Source organism: Neoroseomonas eburnea (assembly GCF_018129005.1).
GTDB classification, from domain to species: Bacteria; Pseudomonadota; Alphaproteobacteria; order Acetobacterales; family Acetobacteraceae; genus Neoroseomonas; species Neoroseomonas eburnea.
In genome coordinates, this window is sequence record NZ_JAAEDL010000004.1 from 78,054 (window position 1) to 90,727 (window position 12,674).

The 12,674-nt window shown below is 70.3% G+C and carries 13 protein-coding genes; 8 read left to right on the forward strand and 5 right to left on the reverse strand.

Features of this window, described 5'->3' with window-relative positions; all coding sequences use genetic code 11:
• Positions 1–75: 75 nt before the first annotated feature.
• Both GXW74_RS05625 and GXW74_RS05630 read right to left on the reverse strand, forming a co-directional pair.
• Positions 76–3,078, reverse strand: coding sequence for a glycosyltransferase (locus GXW74_RS05625; protein ID WP_211845444.1), 3,003 nt, complete (start codon positions 3,076–3,078; stop codon positions 76–78).
• Positions 3,078–3,767, reverse strand: a complete 690-nt coding sequence (locus tag GXW74_RS05630) for a class I SAM-dependent methyltransferase (protein WP_211845446.1) — start codon at positions 3,765–3,767, stop codon at positions 3,078–3,080. The genes GXW74_RS05625 and GXW74_RS05630 overlap by 1 nt, the downstream gene beginning before the upstream one ends.
• A gap of 383 nt (positions 3,768–4,150) precedes the next feature.
• Here GXW74_RS05630 and GXW74_RS05635 point away from each other — a divergent pair, with 383 nt between their 5' ends.
• On the forward strand, positions 4,151–5,071 hold the full coding sequence (locus tag GXW74_RS05635; protein ID WP_211845448.1) for an NAD-dependent epimerase/dehydratase family protein: 921 nt from the start codon (positions 4,151–4,153) through the stop codon (positions 5,069–5,071).
• A 62-nt stretch (positions 5,072–5,133) separates the two neighbouring features.
• On the opposite strand, the gene GXW74_RS05640 is transcribed toward GXW74_RS05635, so the two are convergent.
• Positions 5,134–6,090 (reverse strand): tripartite tricarboxylate transporter substrate binding protein, encoded by a 957-nt coding sequence (locus GXW74_RS05640; protein ID WP_211845450.1) that lies wholly within the window; start codon positions 6,088–6,090, stop codon positions 5,134–5,136.
• A gap of 128 nt (positions 6,091–6,218) precedes the next feature.
• On the opposite strand from GXW74_RS05640, the gene tsaB reads away from it, so the two are divergent.
• Together tsaB and rimI are read left to right on the forward strand one after the other, a co-directional pair.
• Positions 6,219–6,869, forward strand: a complete 651-nt coding sequence (gene tsaB / locus GXW74_RS27885) for a tRNA (adenosine(37)-N6)-threonylcarbamoyltransferase complex dimerization subunit type 1 TsaB (protein WP_246522933.1) — start codon at positions 6,219–6,221, stop codon at positions 6,867–6,869.
• Positions 6,862–7,377, forward strand: coding sequence for a ribosomal protein S18-alanine N-acetyltransferase (gene rimI, locus GXW74_RS05645; protein ID WP_338148148.1), 516 nt, complete (start codon positions 6,862–6,864; stop codon positions 7,375–7,377). Before tsaB ends, rimI begins: the two co-directional genes overlap by 8 nt.
• A 78-nt stretch (positions 7,378–7,455) precedes the next feature.
• Here rimI and GXW74_RS27890 read toward each other — a convergent pair whose 3' ends face one another.
• A complete protein-coding gene (locus tag GXW74_RS27890; protein ID WP_338148149.1) occupies positions 7,456–7,725 on the reverse strand; it encodes a sulfurtransferase TusA family protein in 270 nt (89 codons plus the stop codon).
• An 82-nt stretch (positions 7,726–7,807) separates the two neighbouring features.
• Between GXW74_RS27890 and GXW74_RS05655 the strand changes: the two genes are divergently transcribed.
• From GXW74_RS05655 to GXW74_RS05670, 4 genes are all read left to right on the forward strand, one after another.
• Positions 7,808–8,236, forward strand: a complete 429-nt coding sequence (locus tag GXW74_RS05655) for a MucR family transcriptional regulator (RefSeq protein ID WP_211845454.1) — start codon at positions 7,808–7,810, stop codon at positions 8,234–8,236.
• A gap of 242 nt (positions 8,237–8,478) precedes the next feature.
• The gene (locus GXW74_RS05660) at positions 8,479–8,979 is read left to right on the forward strand and encodes a Fur family transcriptional regulator (protein ID WP_211845456.1); all 501 of its coding nucleotides are present in this window, start codon (positions 8,479–8,481) and stop codon (positions 8,977–8,979) included.
• The gene (locus tag GXW74_RS05665; protein ID WP_211845458.1) at positions 8,976–9,782 is read left to right on the forward strand and encodes a GNAT family N-acetyltransferase; all 807 of its coding nucleotides are present in this window, start codon (positions 8,976–8,978) and stop codon (positions 9,780–9,782) included. Before GXW74_RS05660 ends, GXW74_RS05665 begins: the two co-directional genes overlap by 4 nt.
• A 156-nt stretch (positions 9,783–9,938) precedes the next feature.
• Positions 9,939–10,586 (forward strand): glutathione S-transferase family protein, encoded by a 648-nt coding sequence (locus tag GXW74_RS05670; RefSeq protein ID WP_211845460.1) that lies wholly within the window; start codon positions 9,939–9,941, stop codon positions 10,584–10,586.
• Here the strand turns inward: GXW74_RS05670 and GXW74_RS05675 are convergent, their stop codons facing one another.
• Positions 10,587–11,486 (reverse strand): DMT family transporter, encoded by a 900-nt coding sequence (locus tag GXW74_RS05675; protein WP_211845462.1) that lies wholly within the window; start codon positions 11,484–11,486, stop codon positions 10,587–10,589.
• Positions 11,487–11,874: 388 nt separating this feature from the next.
• Here GXW74_RS05675 and GXW74_RS05680 point away from each other — a divergent pair, with 388 nt between their 5' ends.
• Positions 11,875–12,672 (forward strand): lysophospholipid acyltransferase family protein, encoded by a 798-nt coding sequence (locus GXW74_RS05680; RefSeq protein WP_246522935.1) that lies wholly within the window; start codon positions 11,875–11,877, stop codon positions 12,670–12,672.
• The last annotated feature ends 2 nt before the right edge of the window (positions 12,673–12,674 follow it).

A 12,674-nucleotide genomic window follows, 5' to 3' on the forward strand; every position in this document is an offset into this window, starting at 1 on the left:
ACTCGGGGGTGCAATGCCACCTTCGAATGGGCCGCCGCCGGCCCCGACGCCCAAGCCGGCGGTGTCGGGGCCGCTTCAGCGCCCGGTGATTGCGTTTCGAACGGCCCGGGCGCCGCGCCATCCCACGGCGAGCGGCGCCCGGACAACGCGCTTCAGCCTCGGCCGGCGGTCGAAGAAGGCGCGGAGGCGGTGAGTGACCCGCCAGGTGGTGCTCGTCTCAAGCGCCTGCAGGCGCTGGAGAATCGCCTGCTTCTCCCGTTCCGACGCGTCGAGCCGAGCGTTGGATTCCATCTCGTTGACCCGCAGGATGGCTTCCAGCTCGTTGACCCGCGCGATGATGGACGGATCCTGCATGTGAATGATCGGGGGCTTCATCCAGATCCCGCGCAGCAGCGCCACCGACTGCGCGCGCGGCAGTCCGGGCAGCGCATTGGCGAGCCTCAGCCAGCCGGGAAAATCCGGATAGGCCCTCAGCATCGATCCCTGCCTGATGCGATACAGGACGACTTCCTGCGGAATGACCCAGATGTCCTTCCCCGCGCCGGCCAGCCGGAGAAAGCACTCCCAATCCTCCCATTTCGCCTTCGATGTGGCGTTCCAGCCACCGATCTCGCGCAGCGCGGAAACCCGGTAGACGGCCAGGGCGTCGCCCAGCGTGTTCCGCCGCAGAGCCTCCCCCAAGTCGGCGCCGGTCGGGCGGTATGCCTCGCCCCAGGTCTCGGCCTGCCATTCGGTCCCGTCGTCGAAGTGCCGCAGCCAGCAGGTGACCGCGGCGACCTCCGGATTCTCGTCGAGGATTCGACAGGCGATCTGGAGGAAGCGGTTCAGGACGATGTTGTCGTTGTCGTGGGCGCAGAGATAGGGCGTCTCGGTCCGGGCCAGCCCGAGGTTGCGGGCGGCGGCGAGGCCGAGGTTCCGCTCATGGCGTATGATCTCGGTCGGGATGTCGCCGAAGCGCGCCGCGGCCGCCTGCAGCTCCGCGAAGTTCTCGGGCGTCGATCCGTCATCCACCAGCAGGATCTTCCGCGGGCGTTGGAAGGAGTTCCGCAGGCCGAGCGCGGCATCGGCGAGATGTTCGCGCCGGCCATTCAGGTTCGGCACCACCACGGTCACGGCGCCCGGCTCCGGCGCGGACGCCGCCGGCGCCGGGCCTTGCGTCAAGGCGGCCGTCACGGCCCGGTATTCCTCCGTGTGCTGCATATAGGCCTCGCGCACCAGTGCCCGTGTGCGCTCGACGAGGCGGCAGCGATCCCAGTGTGACAGCGACAGGGCGCGAGCCATCGCCGCTGCCAGCGCCGTGCCGTCGGGCGCGCAGAGGAGCATGTCGGCGAGCTCGCCCGGCAGGTGCTCCGGCACGCCGCCGATGTCGAAGGCGATGAACTGGCAATCCGCGTCAATCACCTCGAAGATCGACAGCGGGTGGTTGTCGCCCCGATAGGGCAGCACGAGGAGGCTGTCGGCGGCGAAGCGGCGGAGCATCGCGACTGCTTCCGCGCGGCTCCAGACGCCGTGCTCGACCGTGATGGGCAGATCCTTCAGCCGGGCGTCCGGTTCGGTCACGCCCATCAGCACGACGCGCTCCAGCCGGGCTGCCGTCGCGGCATGGCGGGGATCGGCGAAGAGCGCGCGCACCGCCTCGACGAAGTCGGGATATCCTTTCTGCGGGGTCTGCTTGCCGTAGAAGACCAGGGTCCGGATCGGCCCGCGCGACAGGTCGTCCAGCCCGTTCGGCGCCAGCCGGATCGGATAGGGCAGGAACCGCTCCGCGCGGGGCCGGAAGCCGCCCTTCTCGACATAGAGGTCTCGCAGGTAACGTGACGGAAAGAGCGCGACATCCGCGAGCTCAAGCGAGAGCCGTTCCCAGGCGTCGATGCTCGGCGAGCGGTCGGTGCCGACCTCGCCGGCGGCGGCATCGAGATAGAGCTGATTGCCATGGGCGTAGGCGACAACCGAGACGGACGGCGGCAGCAGCCCGGCGCGCTTCGCCTGCGCCACCCGGTAGCCGATGCCGAGATAGTCCTGATACTCGATGAGCCGCACCTCGTCGTAGAGGAACAGCGCCTGCATCGCGGCCGCGAGGATATCGTCGGGGTCCACGGCGGCGACGTCCCGCAGCGGCAGGCCTGACCGGCCGCACATGTCCGCGACATGGATCCATCCGCGCGCGCGGGCTGCCTCCCACCAGCGCTCCTCCGGCAGGCCCATGTTGCCGGCGAACAGGATCAGGCGCGGCTGGCGGTCCGCCTCCTCGGCGAGTTGGATGTAGGTCCCGATGCCGCCGGTCCGCTCGGCACGGGCATGCTCGGTCGTGAGCACCATGTGGGCCGCGGGCGGCGGCAATCCATGGTCGTGCAGCCAGCGGCGGCAATGTTCCGCCGTGCAGGCGAGCTCGGCGCAGATCGTGCGGGCGCAGGCATCCCAGGCGTTCTGCGGCAAGCGGCCGATGCGCCGGACGATGAAGCCCGCGGACATCATCGCCAGGCCGAACTCGTTCAGCGTCCATTGTCGGACATGGCCGCGGTTGTCGGGCAGGCCGTCGGCGCGCGCGCCGTCGACCCGCTCGCGGTCCGGCGTGGAGATCACGAGCCGATTGCCCGCATGCAGCTTCAGCAGGCGGCGCAATGTCCGCAGGAGCGGGCGCGGATCCTGCAGGTGCTCGATGACGTCGGAGAGGATGAAGAGCGTCGGTTCCCGCGGGTCGAGCGCAGCTTCCAGTCTTTCGAGGTCGCCGAACTCCTCGAGATTCACCGGGAGAAAGGAACCCATCGCCGCACCGTCCGGCAGCGGCATCCTGTCGTCGTGCCAGTCGGTCTGAAGCGTCGCCGCCGGATGGCCGGCAAAGCTCGATTGCAGCTTGACGCCCGATCCCGTGCCGATGTCGACGATGCGTGCCGGCCCGGTCTCGTCGGCGACCAGGCGCGCGAAGCGGTAGACGTCCTCCTGCCACACCACGGCGCTGTCGTCGTAATGGCGATCGATCTCGACCAGCCGCCGCGACTTGCCGCCTGCGAGGAAGTTTGCCCGCGGCGCGAAGTCGCGCGCCGACACCACGCCGCTCAACGTCGCTCCCTGCAGCATCAGGGTGTCTCCGCCGGCGGCGGCGCGGCCTCGTCAGGCAGGGGGCGCCGGAGCGCCACGTCGTTGTAGAGATGCGGATGGAGGGCGAAGTAGACGAAGCGGAAATCATGCGTGACCGAGAGTTCGCAGACGGCGTGCGGCACGCCGTAGTCCATGCATTCGGCCGGCGACCAGAGCGTGAAGTCGTTGAAGATCAGGAGGCCGCCCGGCTTGACCTTGGTCCGCGCGACGCGCGCGTCGCGCGAGGCGCCATCGTAGGAATGGTCGCCATCGATGTAGATCCAGTCGAAATGGTCGTCCGGAAAGCCGCCCAGCAATGTCGAGCTGTCACCCAGGTGCAGCTCCACCTCCTCGCGCGCCAGGAGGTTGGTGTCACGCGCGCGCAGGGGGGCGTCGTCGATGTCGAAGAGATGCAGCCTGGCGGGACGGACGATGTCGAGGATCTTCTCCGCAAAGAGGCCTTCCTGCGTTCCCACCTCGGCGCAGACGCCGCCTTTCGGCAGGCGCCTCAGGATCTCCTCGCGGTGCGGGAGAAGCACGCAGCCCTCAAGGCGATTGGCCGGCAGCGTCGGCAGCGCGGGAAAGAGCTGGCCGACGCCGTAGCCGGCGAAGGGCCGCATGACCCGGAGCCAATCCGCACGCATCCTGCCGAACCAGTCATTCTGCTCCGGCGTCATGATCATCGGCATCGGTCGTGCTGTGTCCTTCCTGTCGTCGTGCCCTGGCCAGCCGACGGTTCGGACGTCCCGGCAGCAGCATTCCTGGCGCACGGCTACCGATTTGACAAAGGGAATGCGCAGAAAACGATCGCGGCATATCGTGAAGTATTCGTAACAATTTGAATTAAATTTGCCGGGTGATGTATTTTTATTTCCATTCTGCCAATGATATTGCGTAGTATCCGAGTCGTTTGACAAATTGTGAAATGACTTTTGAGGAGTGGAGGTTATCATGCAAGTGATTGATCTGACAATCCGATATCGCGGCAAATGCGCAATGATTTTCATGAAAATCTAAATCATGTGCCGTGGAGCATTCGGAGGTTGAGGGGCGACAAGGCATGAAGGTCTGCATGACCGGGGCCGCGGGGCGAATCGGGCAGGTCTTCTGCGGCCTCGCATTGCGGCAACCGGGCCTGCAACTCCGCGTTCTGCTTTCCCCGGGCAGCCCGCGCCTGCCGGACCCGATCGAGGTGGTCGAAGGCGATCTCCTCCAACCCGAAAGCTGTGAGCGGCTGCTGCGTGGCCAGGACGCCCTGGTGCATCTGGCCTGGCGCGGCGTGCCGCTGGCCGGAAGCGGCTTCGGCGCCGGCCTGAACGACGGCCTGCTGCCCACGCTGAGCCTCCTCGACGCCGCGCGGCGGCATGAGGGCCTGCGGATCATCTTCCCATCTTCCGGCGGAACCGTCTACGCCGAGCGCGGCGCGCGCCGCCCGCACCGCGAGGAGGACCCCTGCCTGCCGAGAAGCCCCTACGCCATCCAGAAGCTGGCTGCCGAGCACTACATACAGGCGCTTTGCGCGGATGGCGGCGTGAGCGCGCGGATCCTGCGCATCTCCACCGCCTATGGCTGGCGCGCCGTCCCGGGCGCGTTGCAGGGCTTCATCGGCATCGCGCTCGCTTCGGCCGTGCGGGGCGAGCCCGTGCGGCTGGTGGGGGATCCGGCGAATGTGCGCGACTTCGTCCACCGTGACGATGTCGCCGAAGCTCTGCTGCTGGCGACGAACAGGCCGCTCGCCATGGGACAGGTGGAGGTGCTGAACATCGGCTCATGTGTCGGCACCTCGGTGCGGGAGGTGCTGGCGATGATCGAGCGCGAACTCGGCCGGCCGGTCGCGACCCGGCAGGAGCATTGGGACGCGGCGCGCAGCCTGCCCGGCTACGCCGTGCTGGACATTTCGCGGGCTCGCCAGGCGCTCGGCTGGCAGCCCCGGATCGCCCTGCGGGAAGGCATCCGCGCGGGATTGCACGAACTGCTTCACCTCGCGGCGTGACGCGGCCCGGCGCGGCGAAGGGCCGCTGCGCCGGGGAAGGGCAACCTTCTGCCGCGCCGCGGCTATTGTGGCCGGATCCCCGCCGCCCGTGCCGCCGCCCCCCATTTCTCCATCTCCGCCTGCACGAAGCTGCGCATCTCGTCGGGGGTGTTCGACACGATCTCCGCCCCCAGGGTCTTGTGCCGGTCCACCACCGTCTGGTTCCGCAGCGCCGCGCGGATGTCGGCGTTCAGCTTCGTCAGCACGGCGGGCGGCAGGTTGGCCGGGGCGATCACCATGCCCCAAGTCGCCGCCTCGAAATCCGGCAGCAGGCTCTCGGCGATCGTCGGCACGTCGGGAAGCTGCGGGCTGCGCCGCGCCCCCGTGGTCGCCAGGGCCTTCAGCGCGCCCGACTGGATGTGCGGCAGCGCCGCCGGCACCGTGTCGAACATGATGTTCACCCGGTTGGCGATGAGGTCCGGATGCGCCTGGGTGGAGCCGCGATAGGGCACGTATTCAAGCGTGATGCCGGTGCGCTGCGCGAAGAGCACCGGCGCCAACCGCACCACGCCTCCCGTGCCGGCGAAGGTCACGCCGGGATTGCGTTTCGCGTGGTCCACCAGCTCGGCCGGCGTGTTCGGCGCGAAGGCGCGCGGCGCGCAGAGCACCAGCGGCGTCGCCGTGGTCTGCGTGACGAAGGTGAAGTCGCGGATGGTGTCGAAGGGCAGCCGGTAGAACGCCGCGTTGACCGGATGCCCGACCGAGACGAGGCCGAGCGTGTAGCCATCCGCCGGGCTGCGCGCGACCGCCTCGGTGCCGATCACGCCATCGGCGCCGGCGCGGTTCTCGACCGGCACGGGCTGTCCCCAGGCGGCGGAGAGCGGCTCGGCGATCAGCCGCGCCGTGATGTCGGACACGCCGCCCGGCGTGTAGGGGACGATGATGCGCACGGCGCGGCTGGGGAACGGGCCCTGCGCGGCGGCCGGCAGGGCAGGCAGCGCAAGGGCCGCGGCACCCAGGGCCCGACGGGAGATGGACATGGCGTTTCCTTCCGTTGGCGGGCTCTCTGGCCCGGCGGGAAGCATCCTGGGCGCGAGCCGCTTGGCGCGGAAGCCCTCGCGGCGGGGCCCAATTCCGTCCGCGCCGGTTCTGCCGTAAAGCCGCGCGCATGAGGATCCTCGCCATCGAGGGCGCGCTTGCCCGCTGCTCCGCCGCCCTGCTGGCCGATGGCCAGGTGCTGGCGGCGGAGGAAGCCGAGGCACACCGCGGCCATCCGGCCCTGCTGCCGCCGATGGCCGCGGCGGTGCTGGCGCGCGCCGGCCTTCGCGCGACGGCGCTCGATGCCGTGGCGGTGGGTGTCGGGCCCGGTGGCTTCACCGGCCTGCGCGCGGCGATCGCGCTGGCGGAGGGCCTGGCGCGCGGGGCGGGCCGGCCGCTCATCGGCGTGACGACGGGCGAGGCGCTGGCGGCCGAGGCGCCGGCGACGGAGCGCGCGATCTGGGCCGCGGTCGACAACCGCCGCGGCCGCGTCGTGCTGGAGTGCTTCGCGCCGGGCGCCGTGGTTCCGGCCGCGCCGCTGGTCGCGCCGCTCGACGCCCTGCCCGAGGCCTTGGGCCCCGTGCTGGTGCTTGGCGATGCCGCCGCGGCGGTGGCGGCGGCGCTGATGGCGCGTGGCGATGTCGCCGAAGCCTTGCCCGGCATGCCGCGGGCCGTCGCCGTCGCCAGCGTTGCCGGGCGCCGCCTGGCCGGGGCGCTGCCGCCGCGCGGCGCGGCACCGCTTTACGCCGAACCGCCCGCCGTGCGCGCCCCGGGTGGCTGAGGCCGCGCCGATCGTCGCGCCGGCGGGTTCGGAGGCGGCCGCCCTGCTCGCCGAGCTGCACGCCGAAGCCTTTCCCCCGGCCCATCGCTGGAGCGGCGATGCGATCGGCCTGCTGATCGCCCTGCCGGGCCATTTCGCTCTGCTCGCCAGCGTGGGGGGAGAGCCGGTCGGCTTCGTGCTCGGCCGCGTGGCGGCGGAGGAGGCGGAGGTGCTGACGCTCGCGGTCCGTCCGGCCGGGCGCAGGGCCGGGGCGGGGCGGGCGCTGATGGGCGCGCTGATGGCGGAAGCGGCGCGGCGCGGCGCGGCGACCGTGTTCCTAGAAGTGGCGGAGGGCAACGCCGCCGCGCGTGCTCTCTATGCCGCGCTCGGGGCGGTGGAGGCCGGGAGGAGGCGGCGCTACTACCCGGACGGCTCGGACGCGCTGGTGCTCCGCCTGCCGCTCGGAGACCGCCTGGAAAGCCCGGCACCGACCCGCACCCCCACCCGGCCACCCATTCCAGGATGCTGACAGGGGTGGCCGGGCTGGGGTGGGCGGGTCGGTGCCGGACCCGGAAACGCGCCGCGAGGCGCGTTTCCAACCAGGCTCTCAGTCCTTCCGGCGCAGCAGCAGGCGGGTGACGCCGTCGGCGCGGTCCTCCTGCGCCAGCACGGCATGGCCCTGCTCGGCGGCGGTGCGGGGAACGTTGCGGCGGGGCTCGTCCCCTTTCATCAGGACTTCGAGCAGCGCCCCCGGCGATAGACGATCGAGTGCAAGACGGACGCGCACGAAGGTCATCGGGCAAGTCTCGGTGGTAATGTCCAGGGTGGAATTCGGGACGAATTCTTCGCGTGTCGATGGGAAGTTGCCGTCTGTCACAATTTTCACCCCTCCTGTGATTGCCGCGAATCGCCAAGATCGGTAGACAGCATGTTGCTGACGATACCAGGGGGCTGACATCGTGGCCGAAATCAATCCCAACGCCGAAATTCTTGGCCTGACGGCCCAGATCGTTTCGGCTCATGTCTCGCACAATCCTGTGCCCGCCTCGGAACTTCCGGGGCTGATCCAGGAAGTGTTCCGCACGCTTTCCGGCGTGGGTTCCGCTCCTGCGCCGGAGCCCGAGCGACCACAGCCCGCCGTGCCGATCAAGAAGTCCATCACGCCGGGCTACCTGATCTGCCTCGAGGACGGGAAGAAGTTGAAGATGCTGAAGCGGCATCTCAAGACCTCCTACAACATGTCGCCCGAACAGTATCGCGAGCGCTGGGGCCTTCCGGCGGACTACCCGATGGTGGCGCCGGACTACGCGAAGCACCGCTCCTCGCTCGCCAAGAAGATCGGCCTCGGCACCACACCGCGCGCGCGCGGCAAGGGCAGGGCTGGCTGAGAGACCTGCCGGCACCGGCCCACACCCTCCCCTCCGGCCCGCCCATCCGGGATGCTGTCGCCGGGTGGCCGGGCGGGCGGTGTGGGCGCCGGTGCAGCCATCGGGAATGCGCCGTTCGGCGCCTTCTCGAACGGGTTCCGAGACCCGTACCGCTGCGGCATTGGCCGCGCGGCCCGGGGCGGAGTATCCTGCCGGGCCGCGCCGCGACCGTCGCGGCATCAAACTGAGGTTCCGACGACCGCATGGACAGCCGCACCCGCCACCGCGCGGCAGAGCAGGCCCCGCCGCCCTCCCGGATCGAGAGGCTCTGCATCGAGCGGGGCCTCAAGATGACGGGGCAGCGACGCCTGATCGCGCGTGTTCTCAGTGAGGCCGAGGACCATCCGGACGTCGAGGACGTCTATCGCCGCGCGCTCGCGCTCGACAGCAAGGTGTCGATCGCGACCGTCTACCGCACCGTGCGCCTGCTCGAGGAGAACGGCATCCTCGAACGCCGCGACTTCGGCGGCGGCCGCGCGCGCTACGATCCCGCGGACCGCGGCCATCACCACCACCTGATCGACGTCGATACCGGCAAGGTGATCGAGTTCGCCGACGAGGAGTTCGAAGCCCTGGCGCGAATCATGGCGGGCAGGCTCGGCTTCTCCCTGGTCGGGCAGCGCCTCGAATTGTTCGGGCGGAAGGCGGAGGCGGAGCCGCCGCGCCCCGAGCTGCGTCGCCGCACCAAGGAGAAATCCTCGTGACGGAGGAGGACCCCGGCTTCGGGGAACTCCGTTCGGGCAATCTCGGTGTACGGCTGGCTGTGGGGGGGGCCGAGATCGACGCCGTGCAGGCGCTGCGCTACCGCGTCTTCTACGAGGAGATGGGTGCCCATGCCGATGCCGCGACGGCGGCCTCGCACCGTGACCGTGACGATTTCGATGCCGTTGCGGACCATCTGGTCGTGGTGGACCACGATCGCGGCGAGGGGCCGGAATCGGTCGTCGGCACCTACCGCCTGATCCGCCGGGGCGCCGCGGCGCGGCTTGGTCGCTGGTACTCGGCGGCGGAATACGACATCTCCCGCATCCTCGCCTTCGAGGGCGAGGTGCTCGAGTGCGGCCGATCCTGCGTCGATGCGGACTACCGCACGCGCGGCTCGATGCAACTGCTGTGGGGCGGCATCGCCGCCTACATCTTCAAGCACCGCGTCGCGATCCTGTTCGGCTGCGCCTCCCTGCCGGGGACGGATCTCGACGCGCTGGCGGACCAGCTCACTTACCTCGCCGCCAACCACATGGCGCCGGAGGCGATCCGGCCGCGCGCCCTGCCCGACCGCTATGTGGAGATGCGCCGGAAGGATCCGGCGACCATCGACGTCAAGCGGACGCTGGTGGACCTGCCGCCGCTGGTGAAGGGCTATCTGCGCCTCGGCGGCTTCGTCGGCGACGGCGCGGTGCTGGACCACCAGTTCAACACCACCGATGTCGCGGTGGTGGTGAAGACCGACCAGGTGACGGACAAGTACTACCGCCACTTCGAGCGCAAGGTCGCCGGGCGGGACTGATGCCAACGGCCGCTGTTCGCGACCGCTGGCATCCGCCTTTTCGTGCCCTCAGGCGCCGGGCGCAAACCTCCGGTTTGCTGGGCTTCGCCGGACCACCGGCGGGCCGCGTTCGCGGCCTCGGCACGAGTCATAGACTCGTAGCGCTGGTATGAGCCGATGCTGACCCTGTGGGGGCGGCGCAGCTCCTTCAACGTGCAGAAGGTGATGTGGCTGCTCGGCGAGCTCGGCCTGGCGTACCGCCACATCGAGGCCGGCGGGGCGCACGGCCTGCTCGACACGCCGGAATTCGGCGCCATGAACCCGCACCGCAAGGTGCCGGTACTCGAGGAGGACGGGCATGCCGTGTGGGAATCCCACGCCATCCTGCGCTACCTCGCCGCCCGCCACGGAGCGCCGCGCTTCTGGCACGAGGACCCGCGCGAGCGGTCCGAGGCCGATCGCTGGATGGACTGGTCGGCGACCAGCCTGCAGCCGGATGTCCTCAACGGCGTCTTCTGGGGCTTCTACCGGACGCCCGAGGACAGGCGGGACATGGCGGCGGTGAGGGCGGCGCTGGGGCGCTGCGCCGCGCACATGGCGGCGCTGGACCGGGTGCTGGCGACGCGGCCGTTTCTCGGCGGTGCGGAGCCGACGCTCGCCGACATTCCCGCTGGCACGGCGCTGTACCGCTGGTTCACGCTCGACATCCCGCGCCCACCGGCCCCGCATGTCGAGGCCTGGTATGCCCGGCTGCAGCAGCGCCCGGCCTATCGCGCGGGGGTGATGATCCCCTACGGGGAGCTTCGGGGCCGCCTCGACTACTGATCAGACTGTCTTGGCGAGCAGTCGCGGCAGGCGCCCGTCGATGGCTGCGAGCCCGGCGCCGATCATCGCCATGCCGAGGATATGCCGTGGTTCCAGTGCCTCCCCCAACACCAGCGTGCCGAGCAGGATGGCGCTGACCGGCACCAGGAAGGTCACCAGCAGCAGGTTCACCGCACCGGCCAGCGCCAGGATGCGGAAATAGAGCGCGTAGCCGAGCGCGGTGGAAAACAGTGCGAGGCCGACCACCGCCGCCAGGGCGCCGGCGGAGGGCGCCGGCAGCGTCCAGGGCGCCTCCACCGCCAGCGCGACCGGCAGCATCATCGCCGCGGAGGCCGTCACCTGGCCGACGGCCGCCTGCATGGGCGCGACGCCGAGGGCGCGGAAGCGCCGGCCGAAGACGCCGGCGCAGGCGTAGGAAAAGGTCGCCGCCAGCATGGCGACCGTCGCCGCCCCCGCCGCCGCGGCGCCGCCGAGGATGTCCGTGCCCATCATCGCTGCGACACCCCCGAAGCCGAGCACCACGCCGGCGACCTTGGCCGGCGTCGCCTTCTCCTCCTGCGTGGCCAGATGGGCCACGACAACGCCCCAGAGCGGGGTGGTGGCATTGAGGATGGCGGCCAGGCCCGAGGGCAGCGTCTGCTGCGACCAGACGATCAGCGTGAAGGGAATGGCGTTGTTGAGCAGCCCCATGACGGCGATCGCGCCCCAGGCGCGTGCCCCGCGCGGAGGCGCGACGCCGAGGAGCGGCAGCGCCGCCCAGAGCATCGCCGCCGCCAGCCCGACGCGTGCCGAGACGAGCGTGAGCGGCGGCACTTCGGTGATCGCGACACCGACGAAGAAGAAGGATCCGCCCCAGAGGATGGAGAGCAGGATGAGGAGGGACCAGGCGAGAGCTGACATGGGGCTGTGATGGAGCGAAGGCGGAGGTCGCGCCAGTCCGCGAATTGCTCTGGTAGCCGCGCGGGAGGAGGCGAGCTTCACTCGCGCCGCCTCGCTCTCGTCGGCGCCACCTTCGCGGTGCCGGCACCGTTACCGAGGTCCCAAGGAAGGTTGAGGAGGGCCGGGGGGAGAAGTTCCCTTCTCCCCCAGCCGTTCAGACTTCACGCCATTGCCGCCAAGGCTTCATTGCCCCGCCATGATGGGCGCGCTACCTCCGCCCTTCATGGAAGCCGTCGCACGCTCGCCCGAAGATGCCCTCCGGCCGCGCCGTCTGCGCCGCGCCAAGCCGCTGCGCTTCCGACCCTGGCTGCCCGGTGCCGCCTGGGGCGATGTGATGGAGCCCCGCCCGATGGGCGGCCGGGTACGCGCCATACGCCGCATCGTCGGCGCTGTGCTCTGGACGCTGATCGCCATTCCCATCCAGGCGGTGCTGATGCAGTTGCCGGGCCGCGCGAAGATCCGCTTCGCGCGGACCTACCACGCGATGCTCTGCCGGCTCATCGGGCTCAAGGTGCAGGTGGTGGGCACGCCGTCGCGCGGGCCTTCCGTCCTCTTCGTCTCGAACCATTCGTCCTGGCTCGATATCCTGGTCCTCGGCGGCGTGGTCGAGGCCGCCTTCGTCTCCAAGGATGAGGTCGGCAGGTGGCCGCTGGTCGGGACGGTGGCGCGGCTCGGTCGCACGGTTTTCGTCAGCCGCAAGCGCAACAGCACTGGCCGGGAAGCGAGCGAGATCCAGGCGCGGCTCGCCGACGGCGACAACATCATCCTTTTCCCCGAAGGCACCAGCAACGACGGCACGCGGGTGCTGCCCTTCCGGTCCTCCTTCCTCACGGTGGCGCAGGACGCGAAGCAGGTGCAGCCGGTCTCGCTGGTCTATGACCGGTTGGGGGGGCTGCCGGCCTGCCGGCGCGACCGTCCCTTCTTCGCCTGGTACGGCGACATGGACATCGCATCCCATTTCTGGCGGATCGCGCGGCGGTCCGGGGCGCGGGCGACGGTATTGCTGCACGAACCGGCCGACCCTGCCGCCTTCCCCGACCGCAAGACGCTTGCCGCGGCGACGAGCGACGTGGTCGCGGAAGGCGCGGCCCTGCTGCGGCAGAACCGCCCGGTCGAACCCCTTCGCCTGCGCCCGCCGGGCGGTTGAAC